The 19,469-nt window shown below is 65.9% G+C and carries 23 protein-coding genes; all 23 read left to right on the forward strand.

Translation table 11 applies throughout. From position 1 onward, the window contains the following. Positions 1–3 precede the first annotated feature (3 nt). The 23 genes from ACSQ3Q_RS17870 to ACSQ3Q_RS17980 all read left to right on the forward strand — a co-directional run bounded on the left by ACSQ3Q_RS17870 (position 4) and on the right by ACSQ3Q_RS17980 (position 19,184). The gene (locus tag ACSQ3Q_RS17870; RefSeq protein ID WP_436135670.1) at positions 4–222 is read left to right on the forward strand and encodes a hypothetical protein; all 219 of its coding nucleotides are present in this window, start codon (positions 4–6) and stop codon (positions 220–222) included. Next, complete coding sequence (locus tag ACSQ3Q_RS17875) at positions 219–782, forward strand: glycoside hydrolase family protein (RefSeq protein WP_436135671.1); 564 nt, start codon at positions 219–221, stop codon at positions 780–782. Before ACSQ3Q_RS17870 ends, ACSQ3Q_RS17875 begins: the two co-directional genes overlap by 4 nt. Next, the gene (locus ACSQ3Q_RS17880; protein ID WP_436135672.1) at positions 779–1,339 is read left to right on the forward strand and encodes a DUF2514 family protein; all 561 of its coding nucleotides are present in this window, start codon (positions 779–781) and stop codon (positions 1,337–1,339) included. The genes ACSQ3Q_RS17875 and ACSQ3Q_RS17880 overlap by 4 nt, the downstream gene beginning before the upstream one ends. Further along, positions 1,323–1,817, forward strand: coding sequence for a phage tail protein (locus ACSQ3Q_RS17885; protein WP_436135673.1), 495 nt, complete (start codon positions 1,323–1,325; stop codon positions 1,815–1,817). The genes ACSQ3Q_RS17880 and ACSQ3Q_RS17885 overlap by 17 nt, the downstream gene beginning before the upstream one ends. Before the next feature lie 3 nt (positions 1,818–1,820). Beyond that, entirely contained in the window at positions 1,821–2,291 is a 471-nt protein-coding gene (locus ACSQ3Q_RS17890; RefSeq protein WP_436135674.1) for a phage virion morphogenesis protein, read from the forward strand. 39 nt (positions 2,292–2,330) lie between these two features. After that, complete coding sequence (locus ACSQ3Q_RS17895) at positions 2,331–3,335, forward strand: hypothetical protein (protein WP_436135675.1); 1,005 nt, start codon at positions 2,331–2,333, stop codon at positions 3,333–3,335. Between the two features lie 84 nt (positions 3,336–3,419). Then, on the forward strand, positions 3,420–4,016 hold the full coding sequence (locus ACSQ3Q_RS17900) for a phage baseplate assembly protein V (RefSeq protein WP_436135676.1): 597 nt from the start codon (positions 3,420–3,422) through the stop codon (positions 4,014–4,016). After that, positions 4,013–4,375 (forward strand): GPW/gp25 family protein, encoded by a 363-nt coding sequence (locus ACSQ3Q_RS17905; protein WP_436135677.1) that lies wholly within the window; start codon positions 4,013–4,015, stop codon positions 4,373–4,375. The genes ACSQ3Q_RS17900 and ACSQ3Q_RS17905 overlap by 4 nt, the downstream gene beginning before the upstream one ends. Continuing rightward, positions 4,372–5,217 (forward strand): baseplate J/gp47 family protein, encoded by an 846-nt coding sequence (locus tag ACSQ3Q_RS17910; RefSeq protein ID WP_436135678.1) that lies wholly within the window; start codon positions 4,372–4,374, stop codon positions 5,215–5,217. The genes ACSQ3Q_RS17905 and ACSQ3Q_RS17910 overlap by 4 nt, the downstream gene beginning before the upstream one ends. Beyond that, positions 5,214–6,164: a phage tail protein gene (locus ACSQ3Q_RS17915; protein ID WP_436135679.1), complete on the forward strand. Its 951-nt coding sequence runs from the start codon at positions 5,214–5,216 to the stop codon at positions 6,162–6,164. The genes ACSQ3Q_RS17910 and ACSQ3Q_RS17915 overlap by 4 nt, the downstream gene beginning before the upstream one ends. Next, the gene (locus ACSQ3Q_RS17920; protein WP_436135680.1) at positions 6,165–6,650 is read left to right on the forward strand and encodes a hypothetical protein; all 486 of its coding nucleotides are present in this window, start codon (positions 6,165–6,167) and stop codon (positions 6,648–6,650) included. Between the two features lie 3 nt (positions 6,651–6,653). Continuing rightward, on the forward strand, positions 6,654–9,788 hold the full coding sequence (locus tag ACSQ3Q_RS17925; protein ID WP_436135681.1) for a DUF4815 domain-containing protein: 3,135 nt from the start codon (positions 6,654–6,656) through the stop codon (positions 9,786–9,788). Continuing rightward, complete coding sequence (locus ACSQ3Q_RS17930) at positions 9,788–10,321, forward strand: hypothetical protein (protein WP_436135682.1); 534 nt, start codon at positions 9,788–9,790, stop codon at positions 10,319–10,321. The genes ACSQ3Q_RS17925 and ACSQ3Q_RS17930 overlap by 1 nt, the downstream gene beginning before the upstream one ends. Further along, the gene (locus tag ACSQ3Q_RS17935; protein ID WP_436135683.1) at positions 10,318–11,436 is read left to right on the forward strand and encodes a hypothetical protein; all 1,119 of its coding nucleotides are present in this window, start codon (positions 10,318–10,320) and stop codon (positions 11,434–11,436) included. Before ACSQ3Q_RS17930 ends, ACSQ3Q_RS17935 begins: the two co-directional genes overlap by 4 nt. Then, on the forward strand, positions 11,426–11,911 hold the full coding sequence (locus ACSQ3Q_RS17940; protein ID WP_436135684.1) for a hypothetical protein: 486 nt from the start codon (positions 11,426–11,428) through the stop codon (positions 11,909–11,911). Before ACSQ3Q_RS17935 ends, ACSQ3Q_RS17940 begins: the two co-directional genes overlap by 11 nt. After that, positions 11,908–12,633: a DUF7338 family protein gene (locus ACSQ3Q_RS17945; RefSeq protein WP_436135685.1), complete on the forward strand. Its 726-nt coding sequence runs from the start codon at positions 11,908–11,910 to the stop codon at positions 12,631–12,633. The genes ACSQ3Q_RS17940 and ACSQ3Q_RS17945 overlap by 4 nt, the downstream gene beginning before the upstream one ends. Before the next feature lie 149 nt (positions 12,634–12,782). After that, a complete protein-coding gene (locus ACSQ3Q_RS17950) occupies positions 12,783–13,979 on the forward strand; it encodes a phage tail sheath protein (protein ID WP_436135686.1) in 1,197 nt (398 codons plus the stop codon). A 36-nt stretch (positions 13,980–14,015) separates the two neighbouring features. Next, positions 14,016–14,525, forward strand: a complete 510-nt coding sequence (locus ACSQ3Q_RS17955; RefSeq protein WP_436135687.1) for a phage major tail tube protein — start codon at positions 14,016–14,018, stop codon at positions 14,523–14,525. Between the two features lie 67 nt (positions 14,526–14,592). Further along, a complete protein-coding gene (locus tag ACSQ3Q_RS17960) occupies positions 14,593–14,943 on the forward strand; it encodes a phage tail assembly protein (protein ID WP_436135688.1) in 351 nt (116 codons plus the stop codon). Positions 14,944–14,951: 8 nt separating this feature from the next. Next, positions 14,952–15,068 carry a GpE family phage tail protein gene (locus ACSQ3Q_RS17965; protein WP_436135689.1) on the forward strand — a complete coding sequence of 39 codons (117 nt, stop codon included), beginning with the start codon at positions 14,952–14,954 and terminating at the stop codon, positions 15,066–15,068. 73 nt (positions 15,069–15,141) lie between these two features. Continuing rightward, on the forward strand, positions 15,142–17,715 hold the full coding sequence (locus ACSQ3Q_RS17970; protein WP_436135690.1) for a phage tail tape measure protein: 2,574 nt from the start codon (positions 15,142–15,144) through the stop codon (positions 17,713–17,715). A 12-nt stretch (positions 17,716–17,727) separates the two neighbouring features. Then, positions 17,728–18,174 (forward strand): phage tail protein, encoded by a 447-nt coding sequence (locus ACSQ3Q_RS17975; RefSeq protein WP_436135691.1) that lies wholly within the window; start codon positions 17,728–17,730, stop codon positions 18,172–18,174. Then, positions 18,162–19,184 (forward strand): phage late control D family protein, encoded by a 1,023-nt coding sequence (locus tag ACSQ3Q_RS17980; protein WP_436135692.1) that lies wholly within the window; start codon positions 18,162–18,164, stop codon positions 19,182–19,184. Before ACSQ3Q_RS17975 ends, ACSQ3Q_RS17980 begins: the two co-directional genes overlap by 13 nt. Positions 19,185–19,469 lie beyond the last annotated feature (285 nt).

Raw genomic sequence — 19,469 nt, forward strand, 5'->3', positions numbered from 1 at the left:
TTCATGGACAGCACAAGCATTGTCAAAGCCGTGGGCGTGGAGGTCGCAAAGGCCTCGCCGCCCGTAACCGTCGCCGCGAATCAACCGGGCGGGTTCTTTTCGTGGAGCCCTATCACCACACTCACCTGCGTGTACCTCGTACTGCAGATCGCCTATCTGGCGTGGAAGTGGCAAAACGAACGCGCCGACCGCAACGCCGAGCGCGTCGGGGGCAGGCCGTGAGCACCACCATCCGCCAGCGCCTGGCAGTGGCGGCGCTCACCCTGTCGGCGGCCGGCTTCGCCACCTGGACCGCCAGCGAAGGCGACGGCCCGACCAGCGTGCGCGCCGATGGCGCAGTGGTGCATCACCCCTACGTGCCCACGGTGGGCGACGTGCCCACCATCGGCCATGGCTCCACCCGTTACGAAGACGGCACGCCAGTGCGGCTGTCCGATAGCCCCATCACGCGCCAACGCGCCCAGCAGCTCGCCCGCAACCTGCACAGCGAGGAAGAGGCGCGGTTCAAAGCCAGCCTGCCCGGCGTGCTGCTGTACCCGGGCGAGTACGACCTTTATCAAGATTGGGTGGGCCAGTTCGGCAGCGGCAACTGGCGCAAGCCGCAATCACCTCGCACGTGGCTGCTGCGGGGCGATTACGCGGGCGCTTGCCACGCCCTGTTGCAGTGGCGGTTTCAGGCCGGCCGGGATTGCCGACTGCCCGTGAACTGGGGGCCGAAGGGCTGCAAGGGCGTGTGGACCCGCCAGCAAAAGAGGCATGCGGACTGCATGGCGCTGCAATGATCCTCGCCACTCTTCGCGCCAACGCCTGGAAGTACAGCGCCATCGCCTTGGGCCTGGGCCTGGGCTTCGCACTGCTGATGCAAACCATCGGCCTGGCAGAGGCCCGGCTGGAAGCCGCCCACGCGGAAACCACCCTGCAGACCGAGCGGGCCGCCGCGGCGCGCGCTGCGCTGAAAACCTCAGAACGCTATCGCAAACTGGAAGGAACCCACCGTGAAGAAATCGCCCAGAGCGACACCGATGCACTGGCCGCCATTGCGGCGGCTGATGCTGGCCGTGATCGCGCCATTGATACTCGCAACCGGCTGCAGCGCGACCTTGCCGACTACCTCATCCAGCACCGTGCCGCCGCCCAGGCTTGCGCCGCTGCCGGGCAGTGCGCGCCAGACGCCGCCCCCACCGATCTGCTCGCCGACTTGCAGCGACGCGCTGACGACAGAGCGGGAGAGCTGGCGCACGTCGCTGATACCGCCCGCGCCCGTGGCCTCGCCTGCGAGCGGGCCTACGACAGCGCCCGCGCAATGATGGAGGCCGCGGCCAATGCTCAAGCCCAGTAGCCTGCGCGACCAGCTCACCGCCGCGGTGCCCTGGTTCGTGGACAACCCCGAAAACCTGGCGTTGTTTATCAGCTCGGGCCGCATCACCACCACGGGCACGGGCTCCCTGTCGTTCGAATACGCCTACACCCTGCAGGTGGTGGCGCTGGGTTACGCGGGCCACGCCGATGCGCTGGTCGTGCCGATGCTGGAGTGGATCGCGCGCAACCAGCCCGAGCTGTTCGACAACCCCGATAAACGCGACAAGGCACTGCGGTTCAATGCCGAGTTCCTGACCGACATCACCACCGATATCGGCTTTGAAATCGACCTGACTGAGCGCGTGCTGGTGCGCCCTCGCGTAGGCGCCCCGGCTGGTGCCGTTGAGCTGCACCACGTGCCCGAGCCGCCCCACCCCGTCCACATCGACAAGCCCGAGCATTGGTCCCTGTGGATGCATGGCGAGCTGCTGGCCGAGTGGGACCACGACCCTCGCTGACCTATGGACGATTTACAGCGCCTTGAAGGCTGGTTGTCGCCTCTCCTGTCCCGCTTGACCGAGGCCGAACGCCGGGTCCTTGCGCGCGACGTGGCGCGTTATCTGCGCGCGGGGAACGTAGCCAACATGCGCGCCCAACAGGCGCCAGACGGCACACCATGGGAGCCGCGCAAGCCCAATGCCCTGCGCCAGGCGCGAGGCGCCGTACGCCGCACCGTGAATAAGCCATTGCCGATGTTCCAGAAGCTGCACACGGCCAAGCACCTCAAGGCTCAGGGGTTGGCCGATGAGGCCGTGCTGCAATTCGTCGGACGGGCTGACCGCATAGCGCGCGTGCACCACTTCGGGCTTGAAGACCGCGTAAAGCCCGGCGGGCCGACCTACCGATATCCCACACGACGACTTCTGAGCATTACTGCGGATCAAGTGGAGCGCATACGTGACCTCGTTATTTTTCACCTGCAGCGTTTTTGACCCTAACATGCGCGCCACAGCAAATAGATGCAGGCACCGATGGACAAGCTCACCCCTTCCGCCACCCCACCAACAACCGCAGGAAACGCAAATGCAGTAACTGCTGCAGCGGTAGCCGTGCCGATTAAGGCAGGGATCGAGCCCACCACCATCGCGATAACGTTGGCCCCCCCTCAGTCGGCAGGCGTTCCGATGATTGAGAACCCAACTATTTGGGTCTCCGTCCTCACATTCGTGGGCGTTCTGATATCGATTTGGTATGCGGGCAAGCGATTGAAAAAAGAGCTTGCTCATTCAGCGGCAGAGGCGCAATTGAACCGAGCAGATTCAAGGGAGCTGGCCGATGCGGAAAGGGAGAACGCACGCGCTGAGGCGCACAAGGACAGAATCACAAGTGCAAGGCGGACGGCTTACACGGAGGCCAACGATGAACTGCAAAAATCCATCGGCTTTCTGAGCACACTCCAAAATAAGACTGCAAGCGATTCCGATATAGGCGGCTCGCTCAGCGGCTTCTATTCGGCAACGGCGCGAATAGAACTGATTGCCGAAATGGGCACTGTTTTGCTTGTGAAGGAGCTGACGCGAAAGCTAACAGTTCTTTTTATGGACTCTGCAGCAGAGCTCGTCCCGCTGTATGCAAAGAAGTCGGATCTGCTTCTAGCCCAGGAGCGCTACAAGTTGATAGATGCACAGCACAAGGAATTGAGTCCGATTTATCAGGCCGGCATGATGCTCAATCCGCAACAGCAGCACTTTAGAGATGAAAAGGAAAGGCTTGAAAATGATCTGCAGCGTCTGAGAGAAACCATCGAGAGCGTAACGGCGCAGATTGAAGAGATGAAGAAAACCTATGCGCTGGGCCTGGCGGGAAAGCTCATAGGCCTTCATGACCTAATAAGCACTTTGACTATTCGCGCTCGCCAGGAAATGGGGGTCGAGACAGACGTCGAACAATATGAGACTGCTGCGCGTCTATCAGTTCAAGAATCATCAGGCGCGCTCGCGAGGTTGGTTTCTGCTGTGGAAGCCACCAAGCGGTAGGAGTAGGACGCGATTGCATGTGCAAGTGCCTTGCACACGCTCAATCGCGTGCGCTTCTGAGCGCATGCGGGCACCATCGTTTGAATGGATCGGCCTACCAAACAGAGCGAATCGCCCCTTGAAATAAACCGGCGCCTGGAGAACATCCTGCGCGCCGGAACAGTTGCCGAAGTGCGCCACGGCAAACCCGCGCGCTGCCGTGTCCGCAGCGGCGACTTGCTCACCGACTGGCTACCCTGGACCAGCGGCAGCGCGGGCGGTGCATCGCGCCGCCAGTGGTGGCCGCCCAAGGTCGGCGAGCAGTGCATGGTCATGGCTCCCGGCGGCGACCTGCTCAATGCCGTAGTGCTGCCCGGTGTCTACAGCGATAAGGCCCCGCAAGGCAGCGAGAACCCCGACGCCTACCGCCTCGACTGGAGCGAAACCGAGGGGATGGAGCATGACGCGGGCGCCGGCATGCTCACCATCACCTGCGAGCAAGGCATCACCCTGCGTGTGGGCCAAGCCTTCATAGAACTGCGCCGGGATCGCATCGTCCTGTCTGCCGGTGGCGGATCTCTGGTGATCGACGCCGAGGGCGCCACCGGCTCGCCCGATGTGCTGGCCGGCGGGATCAGCCTGCGCAACCACGTGCACGGCGGCGTCAAGCAAGGCGACGACGACACCCAAGGCCCCAAATGAACCGCTTCACCGGCCACTCCATTGCCGGCCTGGAGCACCTGCGCCAGTCCGTGGGCGACATCCTCACGACGCCCATCGGCACGCGCGTCATGCGGCGGGACTACGGCTCGCTGGTGCCCGACCTCATCGACCACCCCGACACGCAGGCCACGCAGATTCGCCTGTTTTCCGCCATCGCCAGCGCCCTGATGCGCTGGGAGCCGCGCATGCGGCTGTCGCGCGTGCTGGTGGCCCGCGAGGCCGACAAACCGGGCCGCCTACAGCTCACACTTGAAGGCACCCACCTGAACGAATACCGCCGCCAGCAACCGCTGTCCCTACAGCTCACTGTGACCGGCCGGCGTGGGGGTGCTGCATGACCATTCAAGACCTGAATAAGCTCCCCCCGCCCACCGTGGTGGAGTCCTTGGATTTCGAGACGATCTACGAAACTCACCGCGACGACTTGCTTGCGCGCTACCCCGCCGCCGCCGAAGTCATCGCGCTGGAGTCCGAGCCACTGACCAAGCTGCTGCAGGCCCATGCTTACCGCGAGCTGTTGTATCGCCAGCGCGTGAACGATGCGGCCCGCGCCTACCTGCTGGCCTACGCCACGGGCGCGGACCTGGACCACAAGGGCGCTTTCTACGGCGTGCCCCGCTTGCCTGGCGAGGCTGATGCGCGCTACAGGGTCCGCATCCAGCTGCGCATTCGCGCACTTGCTGGTAACGGCACCCGCGAGCACTACGAACTGGCGGCCATGACGGCATCACAAAACGTGCGCGACGCCATCGCCATGCAGCCCTGGCCAGGGTCTGTGCGCGTGCAACTGTGGCTACACGACACCAACACGGCAGATGCCACTCAGGCCGCCGTATTGGCCGCTCTCAACGCTGATGATGCCCGCCCCCTGGGCGTGGCCGTATCCGTGGCGCTCGCCCGTCCCCGCGCCATCAACATCACTGCAGGCCTGGTGCGCGAGGCCAGCGCGCCGACGACGCTTGTTGCCCAGCTGCAGGCCGCACTGCCTGCCGCCCTGGCCAGCTATGCGCGCCTGGGTCGCGCCGTGTCGCGCAGCTGGATTACGACGCGTCTGCACGTGGAAGGCATTGCCGCGGTGCGCTACCCCGATGCATCCGCGCCTGCCGACATCACACCCATGGCAGATGACGAATACCCCGTGCTCGGGGCCTTGCTGCTGATCGATGAAGGCATGCAGTGACCACGGCCGCCACTGCACGCCGCCACCTGCTGCCGCCACAGGCCACGCAGCTGGAACGGGCCATCGACCAGACACTCCCCCAGTGGGATGCACTGGCCGGCGCGCTCCAGCCACCCAGCGAGGGCACTCCCGCAGCGTTTGCGCCCTGGCTGGCCGCAGAGTGGGGCCTCGCCCCATTCGCTCGCTACTTCCCCACGCTGGATGCGCTGATAGCGGCCGGACTGCCCTGGTTGTTCGAGCGCGGCACCGCCGCCAGCGTGCACCGGGTGCTGGGCTGGGTCGGTTTCCCTGATGCACGCGTGGACGAACGCGGCGCTCTGCTGCACATCAACCTGGGCCGCCCCGCCACCGCGGCCGAGATGGCCCTGATTGCCCACGTGGTGCGCGAGTCCGTGCCCGTGCACGTGCGCTTCTGGCGCGTGTTTTGGGACCATGACCGCCGGCCGCTGCGCCTGGACGGAGGCCAGCCGCTGGACACCGCGCAGCTCGATGGGTCTTCGGGAGTGTGGGTCAGTGTGGAAACCGGCGAGCCCATCAAGGCCAGCTTCGGCATCAAGCACAGCGGCACAACCACCAGCACCGCCGGCCAGCCGCTGGCCACTGCCACGGCCGCCTATGTGACCAAGCTCACCCGCAACGACAAAGCGGTGCTCGACTGCTGGCGCCTGGACTCCCGCCTGCTGGCCAATGAGTTCGGCGGCATCGGCGAGCTGATGCGCGGCGAGGCACCCGGCTACGTGCGCGTACAGGGCGAGGGCGGCGCGCCTGGCGTTGCCGTGCAAACAGAAACGCCATGGAGCGCGCCGCCTGCCGAGCTGGCCGGCACCGCCGACGCCATGGACGAACTACCGCCCGCCCTGCCCCAGCCGCAGAGCTGGAACGGCACCTGGGGCGCCCTGCGCTGGCGCCCTGTCTATATCGAATCCAAATCAACGGAGAGCACCTAAATGGCAACCCTGCAAGACGATGGGCGCATTGCCCTGGCCATGGCCATGGCCGCACAGCCCGTGCATTTGACCTGGGGCCGTGGCCTGCCCGCCTGGGACGCTGTGGCCGAGCCCGAGCCCAGCAACGCCAGCGCCCTGGTGGACGAAGTGGGCCGCCGCCTGGCCACGTTCGTGGGCTATGTGGAGCCGGACGCCGCCGGCGAAGTGGAGCTGCCCAGCGGCAGCAAATACGCGGTGGTGGCCGGCCCCACCCGCTGGCTGTACGTGCGCGTGGTCTTCAACTTCGAGGACGCGGACGGCGAAACCATCCGAGAGCTGGGCATCACCTTTGGCGCCTCCACCGTGGCGGGCTTGCCCGCTGGCCAGCGCTACTTCACACCCGTGCAGATCGCAGAGCCCGGCCGCCTTTACACCCTTGAGCGCGTGCCCGCGTTCACCCGCAATGGCGCCGTGCGCCAGACCTTTGAATACGTCCTGCCCTTCTAACCCATGAGCGCAAACCCACTCGCCATCTATGACCGGCACGACCCGGCCAAGAACTACGACCGCCACCTGTTCCGCGCAGACAAGGTGCTGCAAAGCGCCGAGCTGAACGAAGTACAGCGCGCCATGCACACCCGCATTGCGGGTATCGCGGGCATCCTGATGAAAGAGGGCTCCATCATCAGCGGCGCCGGCATCATCGTGAACCACGACACCGGCGCCACCACCTGCGAGAGCGGCGCCATCTATGTGGCCGGCGCCGTGCGCGGCGTGCCGCCGGCCGCCCTGGTGATTGCCACCGTGGGCGTGGTGTTCGTCGGCGTCTACCTGGTGCGCGATGTGGTCACCGAGCTGGAAGACCCCGAGCTGCTGAATCCGGCGGTAGGCACTGACGGCTACAAGGAACCCGGCGCGGCGCGCGAGCGCGTGCAGCTCGCCTGGGGCGTCCAAGGTTCTGGCCAGGCCGGCGAGTTCTTCCCGGTGTGGACTGTTGAGGATGGGTGGGTGCGGCCCAAAGAAGCGCCCCCCAACATCGACGCCGTAACCACTGCCATCAAGGCCTATGACGTGGCCAGCACGGGCGGCACCTACATCGTGCGCGGGATGGAGCTGCGCATGGCGGCAGACCTGCCCACGGGCGAGCAGGTTTACAACCTGGGCGAAGGGGCCGCCCGGATCAACGGGGCCGCGCTGGAGCTGCCCAGCGGCCGGCGCGTGGTGTTCAACGCCTTGCCGGACCTGCAATGGATCGACAGCGAACCCCACCTGTCCACCACCAACGGCGCGCAGCGTATCGACTTCGACCGCTGGCCCATGGTGGGCGCCCCACAGGTGCGCATCATCAAGCGCCGCACGGTGGACGTGGTGCACGGTGGCTTTGTGGGTGCAGCCGACCCACTGCCCGATAACAGCGTGCAGCAGATCGAGCTGATCCAGCAGGGTGCAACCGTGTTCGCCAACCCCGCCGACTACAAGCTGACGGCTGGGCAGGTGGACTGGGCCGCAGGCGGCGCAGAGCCTGCGCCAGGCAGCACCTACCAAGTCACGTATCTCTACGTGGCCGTGGTGGCACCCGATGCGGTGGACTCTCGCGGCCTGACCGTCACCGGCGCAGTGGCGGGCACCACCGTGCTGCTGTCGTACAACTTCGCGTTGCGCCGCATTGACCGGCTCACGCTGTCGGCCGATGGGGATATCGCCTGGGTGCGTGGCGTGCCCGCGCCGTGGATTCCCATTGCCCCGCAGGTGCCGGGGAACGTGCTCACGATTGCGTCGGTCTACCAGACCTGGGACGCGCAGCGCCGCATCACCCTGGACGGCGTGCGCATGGTGCCCATGTCGGAGATTGCGGACTACCGCGCCATGATCTCGCGCATCCTGCTGGATCAGGCCGAGCTGCGCCTGGCCGTGGATATCTCCGGGCGCTATTCGGGCATCAAGAAAGGGCTGTTTGCCGACCCGATGCTGAGCAATGCCATGCGCGACGCCGGCCAGCCGCAAACTGCCCTGGTGGCGGCCAGCGCCCTGCGCTTGCCCATCACGTTCAAGGTGCACCAGATTGGCGTGGCCATCAAGACACGGCAGAGCCCGGCCTACACGCAGCGCGCAGCGCTGTCGCAGCTGGCGCGCACGGGTTCGATGAAGGTCAACCCTTACAACGCCTTCGACCCCCTGCCCCGGCCCGTCACGCTCACCCCTGCGGTGGACCGTTGGACGGATGTTTACGACACCTGGGGCCTGCCCACTTCGGTGGCTATCAACTGGTTCGCAGCCACCAAAGGCATGGACGAAGCCAAGGTGCGCAGCCAGACCACCTCGCCTCTGGAGTACCTGCGCCAGATCGACGTGCGCTTTGATCTGAACTTTGGCCCCGGCGAAACGCTGCAGTCCGTCACCTTCGACGGCGTGGCCGTGGTGCCCGAGGCGCTGCCGGGCGGCACCCTGGTGGCCAACGCCCAGGGCGTGCTGTCGGGCACGTTCCCCATCCCGGCGAACGTGCCAGCCGGCACCAAGGCCGTGGACTTCCGGGGCACGGGCGGCAGCGCCGCCTCTGCGCTGTTCACCGGCCAGGGCGAGCGCACCGACCGCGAAATGTCGCAGATCATCTACTTCCGCGTCATGCCGGTGGACCCGCTGGCGCAGACGTTCATGCTGGATGCGCCCGTGCACAACACCGGGGTGGACCTGTGGTTTACCGCCAAGGGCACCACGGGTGCGCTGGTGCAGGTGCGCGAGGCAGAAAACGGCTTTCCTACGGCCCGCGTGCTGACGGAAACCCGACTGCTCCCGGCCGGCATCAAGACAGACGGCACGGCCACACGGGTCGAGTGGAGCCCGGTTGTCCTGCAAGCCCAGCGCGAATACGCCCTGGTGGTGCTGAGCGACGACGACACCACGGCGCTGAGCCTGGCCAAGCTGGGCGGCTGGGATGAGCATGCATTGCGCTGGGTCACGCCGCAGCCCTACCAAGTGGGCGTGATGCTTTCCAGCTCCAACGCCAGCACGTGGACGGCGCACCAAGACCAAGACCTGACGTTTGCGCTGCTGGCCGCCAGCTACAGCGAAGCCGAACGGGTCATCGACCTGGGCACGGTGGACGTGCTGGACGCAACTGACCTGTGCGTGCAGGCCTATGCCCACCAGCCCAGCACCGCCGCTGCGTGCGTGTTCGATATCGCGGCTACTGGCATTGCCCACACCGTGCAGGCGGCGCCTGGCCAGGTGGTGGAGCTGCCCAGCCGCTACACCGGCCCGGTAAACATCAAGGCTCGCCTTCGCGGCGATGCCAACTTTGCGGCCGTGCTGGAGCCCGGTATGCAGCTGGTGGTGGGCTCGCTGCAGGATGCGGGCGACTACATCAGCCCGATGCTGGGCGCCGGCGGCGTGGTCACGGTGCGTGCCACCTTGGAGGCCTACCTACCGGCCGGCACCTCGCTGCAGGTGCATGCCAAGGCCGATGCGCCTGGCGCGGTGTGGACCGAGGTGCCCTACCTGTCATCCAGCGCCATGACGGCTGGTGTCATGGAGCTGACCTACGAACTGCAAGACCTCGCGGCCGAGCGGCTGCGCCTGCGGGTCACGGTGCACGGCGGGTTCAATGCTCGGCCGTGGGCGACGAACCTGCGGGCGGTGGTGTTGTGATGACGAACGACCGCACCCCGGCGCTGAATCTGGCGCTGCCGCACCCGCAGAACTTGCTGGAAGAAGACGTGCTGCGTCTGCGCGAGTCGCTGGCGGCCGTAGACAGCGCTTGCGACACCCTGGCCGGACTGATCGAGGGCCGCGTGACAGACGGCGAGCTGGCCACGGCCGTGACGGCGCTGCAGGGCAGCATCACGAACCTGGGCACCACCGTGGCGTTTCTGACCGCCAGCAAGGTGGGCGTGGTCAACGGTCAGACCGGCCCGGCCGTCACGCTCAAGCCCTCGCACCTGGCGCTGGGGCCGGCCAACGGCCCGAGCCTGCAGAGCATCACCCGCGACGGCCTGGGCCGCATTGCCACGCTGTCCACCACCGTGGGCGGCCAGGTGGCGCTTCAGACCCTGGCCTACGACGGCGACGGCCGCCTGGCCGGCGTCACCACCATCTATGACGGGCGCACGCGCACCGAAACCCTGAACTACACGGCCGGCGTTCTGTCGGGCCTGTCTGCCGTGGAGGAAACGACCCCATGACGATTGATATTGCAGTCCTTGCTGAAACCCAGCGCCAGGGCGATGCCACGCGCGCTGCCCTGGGTGTGCAGCTGCGCAGCCGGCCCGTGTGGAGCGGCGCCGGCCGCTTCACGGGCGTGCCAGTGCGCTACGCCAACCCGTACCGCCTGCGCGGCGTGAACTCGCCCGAGCTGCTGTACGAAAACATCGTGCACAACGGGACGGTGTACTGCGCCGAAGGGGGCAGCTCTGCCAACGTTTACACGTCTACCGACCTCAAGATTTGGACAGCGCGCCAGGTGGATGTCAGTACGCAACTGATGCCGGGCAAACTGATGGCCGCGGGGTCATTGCTGTTTACCGCCACTGCCTATTCGGGAAACGGTGGCCTGCGCACGTCGGTCGACCACGGTGTGACATGGAATTACCAAGGCTCCGTAGGGACTATGGATTCGTTGTGTGCCGCTGGCGGCATTGGTTACGCCATGGGCATCGGTGTAAACACAGCCTTCAGGACCATGACTGCCGCAGCGCCGGTGCCAGCCAACCGCAACTTTGCTACCGCTCAGCAATGGCGCAAGGTGTTGCACAACGGCGTACGTTGGCTTGCTTTAAACGAGGCACACAGCGTGGGCGAGTGGAGCGCCAACGGGCTGGACGGCTGGGTCAGTTCGGCGGGCTTGGCCGCCGCGCTGGCCAGCATGCCTAACGGTACACGCCGCGCTTACGCGCTGGGCGGGCGGTTCCTCGTGGTGACCTTGGCAGAGGGCACGTTATCGGGCATCTATTCCGACGACGCGAGCGCCTGGAGCGCGGGCGCCGTAGGCGACATGGAACCTACCGGCTTGCGTGTTGCACAACTGGGCGAAAGCGCTGCGGAGATGGGCGGGGTGCTCTACATCCCCGTGAAGCTCACAGACGGCGCGACCTATTGGACCGCCCTGGTGGCCACAGCGGACGGAACGAAGTTCAAGTGGCTGCCGTCCTTCTGGCGTGGGGCTGAGGCGCTGCCCAGCATCCGCACCCGTGTCGGTGGTGGAGGCCTGGTGTTCAACGGGTCCGGCCAAGCGGGTGTGCCCCCTGCAGCCCGCTACGAATCTAACCCCGACGCACTGGAGGTGTACTTTGCCATTTGAATTCGACCTGCACGGATGGTTTGCGGGCGGCGTGGCCGAGCCGGGCCTGCGCACAGTGACCGCCGCGCCGCCTTCCCAATCGACCACCACCACCGAGGGCGAGCCGCGCGCCAATTGGTCCGGTGTGGCTTGGGTGATGCGGCCCTACGTGGCACCGTCGCCCGAGCCCGAAGCGCCGGCAGTGGCAGCACCGCGCATCGTGTCGGTGTTGGGGTTCCGCCGTCGCTTCACCCCTGCAGAAAAAGCCGCCATCGAGTGGGCCGCAGTGGACCGCCCCGACCAGCCGGACGCGCTGCGCATGCAGGCCGCGGCGTTGCGCGCCACGCTGGCCGACCAAGCCACCGCACAGTTCATCGACCTTGAAGACCCGGCGACCGTGCACGGCGTCCAAGGGCTTGAAGCCCTGGGCATCCTCGCGGCCGGCCGAGCCCTCGAAATCCTCACCGCCCCCATTCAACCCGAAGAACTCCCATGAACCTGCTTACCTGCCTGGCCACCCTCGCCGCTGTTGTCGTGATCTGGTGCACCGTGCCCGCACTGTGGGTGCTCTGCCTGCATCACGTGCCTATGGCCCACCGCCGCGCCGCTGCGCTGTCGTTCGGCCGGGCCTCCCTGCGCGGGCTGGTGATGCTGCCCATTGATCTGCTGGCGCCGTTCGTGGTGCCCATCGCCCTGCTGCAGACCCGCTGGGAAGACGACGCCCTGCCGCGTTGGGCCCGCTGGTGGGGCAACGATGTGGGAATCAACGGCGACAAGTTCCTGTGGGTGGTAGACCCGGCCACCGGCCAGGGCGTACCGCTGCCCATTCCGCTGGAAGACACGCCCGCAGCCCGCGCGCTTTGCTACTGGGCGCCAGCGCATCACCCGCGCAGCCGGTGGGCGCGCTGGGTGTGGCTGGGCCTGCGCAATCGGGCGTCAGCGCTGGCGCTGCAGCTGGGCCACCCGACCGACTACGCCAAGCCGGTGGATGTGTGGGGCGATCCGGCCACCGGCCGGAGTCGTGAAGGCTGGGTGCTGCGCCACCACAACGGCGCGTATCAGCTGCACGCCACGCGCCGCGCCGGGCCGCTCTGCCTGCGAACGAACTACGGGCACAAGGTGGACTTCACCACCTGGCGCCGGCCCACCATGCCGGTGGTGTGCATTGCCATCAGTGCGCTATCGTGGAAAGAACCGCAGCCAGCGGCCGCGACATAAGTCCACCGCTTCACATCAAGCCCGCCAGGCACAGGCCCGGCGGGCTTTTTCATGTGCAAGCGCTGCCCACATGCCTATCTGGTGGCCTTGCGCGAGGGAAGGAAAGACGATCAACACATCGCATTTTTCCCTTCCCAACCGGAGAGCCCATGGCCACCCTTGCCAACTTCCACCACGGCGTGCGCGTCACTGAAATCAATGACGGTCTGAACCCCATCCGCATCGTGTCCACGGCCGTGATTGGCCTGGTGGCCACAGCCTCCGACGCTGATCCCGCGGCCTTCCCCCTCAACACCCCGGTGCTCGTCACCAAGATCGATGCGGCCATCGGCAAGGCCGGCACGCTGGGCACCTTGGCTGCGTCGCTCAACGCCATCAAGGAGCAAGCCCGGCCGGTGCTGGTCATCGTGCGCGTGGAGGATGGTGTGGGCGCAGACGATGAGGAGAAAGCCGCGGACCAAGCGGTGAAGGTCATCGGCACGACTTCCCCCGCCGGTAAAAAAACCGGGCTCCAAGCCCTGCTGTCGGCGCAGGCCGAGCTGGGCGTAAAGCCGCGCATCCTGGGCGCCCCTGGCCTGGATGGCCAGGCAGTGACCGACGCCATGGTGTCCGTGGCCCAAAAGCTGCGCGCCATGGTGTACGCCGCCGCGCAGGGTGACACCATCAGCGAAGCGCTTGCCTACCGCGACCACTTCGGCGCGCGAGAGCTGATGCTGCTGTGGCCCAACTGGAAGGCGCTGAAGACCGGCACTGGTGTGGTGGAAGTGCCCGCCGCAGCCTATGCGATGGGCCTGCGCGCCCGCATCGACACCGAGCAGGGCTGGCACAAGTCCCTGTCGAACGTGCCAGTGAATGGCGTGCTGGGCTTGTCCAAGGATGTCTTTTGGGATCTGCAAAGCTCCGACACCGACGCCGGCATCTTGAACGACGGCGGCATCACAACGCTGATCCAGTCCACCGGGCACCGCTTCTGGGGAAACCGCACCACCGAAAAAAACGGCCTGTTCTTCTTCGAGACCGCCACGCGCACGGCGCAAATTCTGGCCGACACCATGGCCGAGGGGCACATGTGGGCGGTGGACAAGCCGCTGCACCCGTCCCTGGTGAAAGACATCCTTGAAGGCATCAACGCAAAGTTCCGCGAGCTCAAGTCGCTGGGCTACATCCTCGACGGCCGCGCCTGGTACGACGAAGACATCAACGAAACCGCCACCCTCAAGACGGGCAAGTTGACCATCGACTACGACTACACGCCCGTGCCACCGCTGGAAGACCTGAGCTTTCGCCAGCGCATCACCGACCGCTACTTCGCTGACTTCGCCCTGCGCGTTGGCACTGGCCAGTAAGCGCGGCCCGCCCCCACAACAACCGGAGAAACAAACATGGGACTGCCCCGCAAACTCAAGAACTTTGTGCTGTTCAACGACGGCACCTCGCATGCTGGCGAAGTGCCAGAGGTCAACCTGCCCAAGCTGTCGCGCAAGATGGAGGATTACCGCAGCGGCGGGATGAATGCCCCCGTCAAGCTCGATTTCGGTATGGAAGCCATGGAGATGGAATGGACCGCCGCCGGCTACATGAAAGAGCTGTTCACCCAGTGGGGCACGCTGCGCCACGACGGTGTTTTGCTGCGCTTTGCCGGCGCGCTGCAGGCCGACGACAGCGAGGGTGTGGACAGCCTAGAGGTGGTGGTGCGTGGCCGGCACTCCGAAATTGACCCGGGCTCTGCGAAGGCCGGCGAGCCCACGGCCATCAAGATCAAAAGCGCCATCAGTTACTACAAGCTGGTGATGAACGGCGAAACCTTGGTCGAGGTGGACGCCGTGAACATGGTGGAGATGGTGGGCGGCGTGGACCGCTTGGCCGAAGTTCGCCAGGCACTGGGTATCTAACGCCCGGCCAGCCACCGCGCGGCCCCGAGAGGGTCGCGCCCCCTCCCCCCATTCGAGAACTTGAACCATGACGACTCAAGACCAGACCACCGCCCCTGCCAACGCCGCCACCAAAGTGGCCGACAAGGCCGCCCCCAACACCGTGACGCTCGACACCCCCGTGCGCCACGGCGATCAACTCATCACCGCCGTAACCCTGCGCAAGCCCAAGGCAGGCGAGCTGCGCGGCATTGCGCTCACCGAGCTGCTGCAGCTCAAGGTAGAGGCCATTCAGGCCGTGGTACCCCGCATCAGCTCGCCCATGCTGCACAAGCAGGATATGGCGAATCTGGACCCCGCAGACTTGGTGGCGCTGGGGGGCGTGGTGATCGGTTTTTTGTTGAGCAAGGAACAGAAGGCGGACTTCCTGACCGAGTAGAGAACGCCATGGCCGACCTGGCCATGGTCTTTCACTGGACGCCAGCCGACATGGCCGGATTCACCCTGCAAGAGCTGATGGAGTGGCGCGAGCGAGCCCGCGCCCGCCATGAGCGGCAGGACTGACGCGCGCCCCTTCCCCACAGCAACACGCCTGCCATGAAGCACTCTCACCTGAACCCGTACCAAGGGCCCCGCCATGGCTGACCAACTGCGCCTGCGCGTGGTGCTCGACCTAGCCGAACGCGTGCTGGCCCCCATGAAGCGCATCAGCGGCGCCAGCGGCGACACCGCCCGCGCGCTGAAGGCCGCCCGCGACCGGCTTAAGGAACTGAACGACCAGCAGGCCGCTGTGGGCAACGTGCAAAAGCATGCCGCCGAGTTGGCCCGGCTGAACAACGCGCTCAAGGTGAAACAGGCGCTGCTCGACGGCATGCGCGCCAGCGGCACAGCCACAGCCGCGCAGCTCAAGCGGGAGGAAAACGGGGTGCGCAAGCTCGCCGACGCGCTGGAGCTGCAAAAGGCGGCGGCCGTCAAGGCGCGCGCCGCGCTCAATGCCATGGGGGTGACGGGCAACCTGGCCGCCGCGCAGGCACGGCTTAAAACCGACATCGACAGCGCCACATCCGCCATGGCCAAGCAACGCGCCGAGCTACAGCGCCTGGGCGCCCAGCAGCGCCACCTGCAAGAGCTGCGCGACAAGCACTCCAAGGCACTGCTGCATGCCGGCGTGGTGGCAGGGGCTGGCGTTGCCATGCAGGCCGCCGGGCGCCGCGGGGTAGACGTGGGCATGGGGCCGGTGAAGAACTACTCCAAGCACGAAGACGCCATGATCGGCATTGCACGCCAGGTGCCAGGCGCGCGCGATGAGATGGGCAAGCTCGCCGAGGTCTACCGACAGGCCGAGCGCGACGTGCGCGAGCTAAGCGGGCGTATCCCCCTGGCCACTACCGAAATCACGAACATGATGACGGCCTCGGCCCGCATGGAGGTGCCTACCGACAAGCTCAAAGAATTTACGTTGATGGCGTCGGAGATGGCGACCGCTTTCGACGCTGTGCCCGATGAAATCACCGAGCGAATGGGCAAGGTGGCCAAGACCTTCAATATCCCCCTGACAGAGATTCGGGGCCTGGCTGACTCCATCAACTTTCTGGACGACAACGCCATCAGCAAGGGCGCGGACATCATCGATTTCATCACGCGCGTGTCCGGCGTGGCGGCATCGGCCAAGATGGACCCGCGCGACTATGCGGCGCTGGGCTCCACCCTGCTGACCCTGGGCGAGCGGACCGAGACCGCCGGCACCGCGACCAATTCGATCCTGCAGACCATCGCGGCCGCAACCAAAGGCACCAAAGGGTTTCGCAGCGCCCTCGGCGAGTTGAACCTGTCGGCCGAGGAACTGGAGCGCGGCATGACGCGCGACGCCATGGGCACCCTCAACAAGGTGATGGAAGCCATCAACGCACTCCCCGAAGAAAAGCGCCTAGGCGTGATGGTGGAGCTGGTCGGAAAAGAGCACTCAGACACCCTGGCCAAGCTGGTAGCCAACCCCGATGAACTGGCGCGACAGCGCGGGCTGGCCACGGGCGACAAGGCCAAGGGCTCCATGGGCCGCGAAGCCGAGGCGCGCAACCAAGCACTGTCCGCCCAATGGCAAATGACCAAGAACCGCGCGTTCAACCTGAGCGCGACCGTGGGCGAAACCCTGGCCCCTGCCCTGCTGCAGCTGCTCAAGGCGATCAACCCGCTGATCGAACGCTTCGGCAAGTTCGTTGAGCAGCACCCTGCCCTCGTTAAATGGGTGGTGGGCTCTGCGGTGGCCGTGTCTGGCCTGATGGCGGTGTTGGGCATGCTGCTGGTTCCGCTGGCCCTTGTCTTTGGCAAGGCGATGCTGCTGCGCTACGCGTTCGCGTGGCTGTCCGCCACCTTGTTCGGCGCAAAGGCTGCAACAGGCGCGGCGGCTGCGGGTATGGGCCTGCTGTACCGGGTGGGCTATTTGGCGGGCCAGGCCTTCGCCCTGCTGAGTGGTGGTGCCGGGGTGCTGCTGGCAGTGCTCCGCACGGTGGCTGTATTCCTGCTGGCAAACCCCATCGTCGCGGCGCTCGCCCTCATGGCCACGGCCGCCTACATGGTGTGGCGCAACTGGGACGGCATCAAGGGCGGGCTGCTGGCGATCTGGCAGCAACTGTCGGGCGCAGTGTCGGCCTGGTGGGCCAGCACCGCGGCCGGCGCCGCTGCGTTGTGGCAAGACCTGGTGGCGCTGAAGGATCGGTTTTTCTCCGCAGGCTCTGACCTGATGGACGGCCTCATGAACGGCATCACCAGCCGGCTCGCGGCCGTGCGGGAGGCCGTGACGGGGGTGGCCGAGGCTATAGGCGCCTGGTTCCGCGAGAAGCTGGGCATTGCCTCGCCGTCCAAGGTGTTCATGCAGTACGGCGGCTGGATAAGCGAAGGGGCCGCGCTGGGCATTGCAGGCGGCCAGGGGGCCGTGCGCACGGCCGCTCTTGCCATGGCCACTGCAGCAACCGCCACCATGCCGCTAGCGGCCGATGCTGCCGCCCTGAGCATCGACGCCCGCGCCCCGCTGTCGGCGGCCGGCGCCGTGGCGCCCGCGGGCATGGGTGGGGGCAACACCTACAACATCACCATCAACGCTGCGCCGGGCATGGACGACAAGGCCCTGGCCCGGGCAATTACCGCCGAGCTAGACCGGCGCGAGCGCGCGGGCCGCTCACGCGCCCTGTCGTCCCTGCATGACATCGACTGATCGGAGCACACCATGCACATGATGGCCCTCGGGCAGTTTCTTTTCAGCCTGCCTACGCTGGCATTCAACGACTTCAAGCGGCAGACCAGCTGGCGCCACCCCAGCAACTCGCGCGTGGGAGCGCGCCCGGCCAGCCAGTCCCTCGGGCCAGGTGATGACACCATCTGCCTGTCGGGCTTGCTGGTGCCCGAGTTCGCAGGAAGGCGCATCTACCTTGACCAGCTGCGCGACATGGGGGACAGCGGCAAGGCCTTCGCTCTGGTGTCTGGCGCGGGCGAAAGCTTCGGCGCCTACGTCATCGAGAACGTCAACGAGACCGGCACCCTGCAAACCGGCCAGGGCGTACCGCGCCGCGTGGAGTTTGACTTGCAGCTCAAGCGGGTGGATGACATCCGAGCCGAGCCGGGCGGCGGTGTGGACCCAGGCCCCATTGATGACTACTGGGAGTGGTGGCTTTGAACGACCACCTGCAAACCGCGCAGCTGTACGACGCCCCGGCCTATGCGCTGACGGTGGACGGCCGCAACATCACCGCCAACATTCGGGCGCGCTTGATGTCGCTGACCCTCACCGAATCCCGCGGCGATGAAGCCGACCAGCTCGACATCGAGCTTGACGACACAGACGGCGAGATGAACCTGCCACCCAAGGGCGCAGAGATCGCCCTGCAGCTCGGCTGGCGAGACTTTCGCTTGGTGGACAAAGGCTTGTTCGAGGTGGACGAAATCGAGCACTCAGGGGCGCCGGATCGCGTCAGCATCCGCGCCAGGTCGGCCGAGATGCGCCGCCAGCTGCGCACGCGCAATGAACGCAGTTGGCACGACACGACGCTGGGTTCCATCGTCGGTGACATCGCGCAGCGCAACAACCTGGTGCCACGCGTAGACGCCACGCTGGCAGATGCCAAGGTGGCGCACATCGACCAGACAAACGAAAGCGATCTGCACTTCCTCACGCGCCTGGCCAAGAAGCACGACGCCGTGGCCACGGTGAAGAAAGGCCGTCTGGTGTTCCTACCCATCAACGGCACCCGCAGCAGCACGGGCGAGGAACTGGAGGCCATCACGCTGACCCGCGCGGCCGGTGACAGCCACCGATACCACACAGCCGACCGCCACAGCTACAGCGGGGTGCGCGCCTATTGGCACGATAAGAACCGCGCTGAAAAGCGCTCTGTGCTGGTGGGAACTGAGGACAACGAGAAGCGGCTGAAGGACACCTACGGCAGCGAGGATGACGCCGTGGCCGCCGCACGCGCCGAACAAGGCCGAGTGGAGCGCGGCAAAGCCACCATGGAACTAACTCTTGCCATGGGCCGCCCCGACTTGATGCCGCAGACCCAGGTGACGCTGCGGGGATTCAAGCCTGAAATCGACGCCACCCACTGGCTTGTGGTCAAGCTTACGCACAACATGGCGGAAGCCGGACTCACTACCCGCATTGAACTGGAAACGGCCAGACAGAAATGACCGCGATAAGTCAAAGCATGGCGACAATTCCTTACACAGCTTTCGGTGCGAAAAGCTCAGGATGAGCTTGCATAGATGACCGATGGAGTTGGGTCTCTTCGCCCCAATCATCACAGCTCTTCAGAGGTCGGTTTATGAGTATCACAATTGCTGTTGCAGAGACGGTGCCCCAAGAGGTGTTTGCGCGCGTCGAATCCCTAGCTAGACTCCTCCAAACCGCAGATCTCACCTTTCATGATTTGCCTATAGCGGTCAAACGGGGCCCATCGACTTCGGTCGCGGTCG

Source organism: Acidovorax sp. LjRoot129, from assembly GCF_964253765.1.
Lineage (GTDB): Bacteria > Pseudomonadota > Gammaproteobacteria > Burkholderiales > Burkholderiaceae_C > Acidovorax.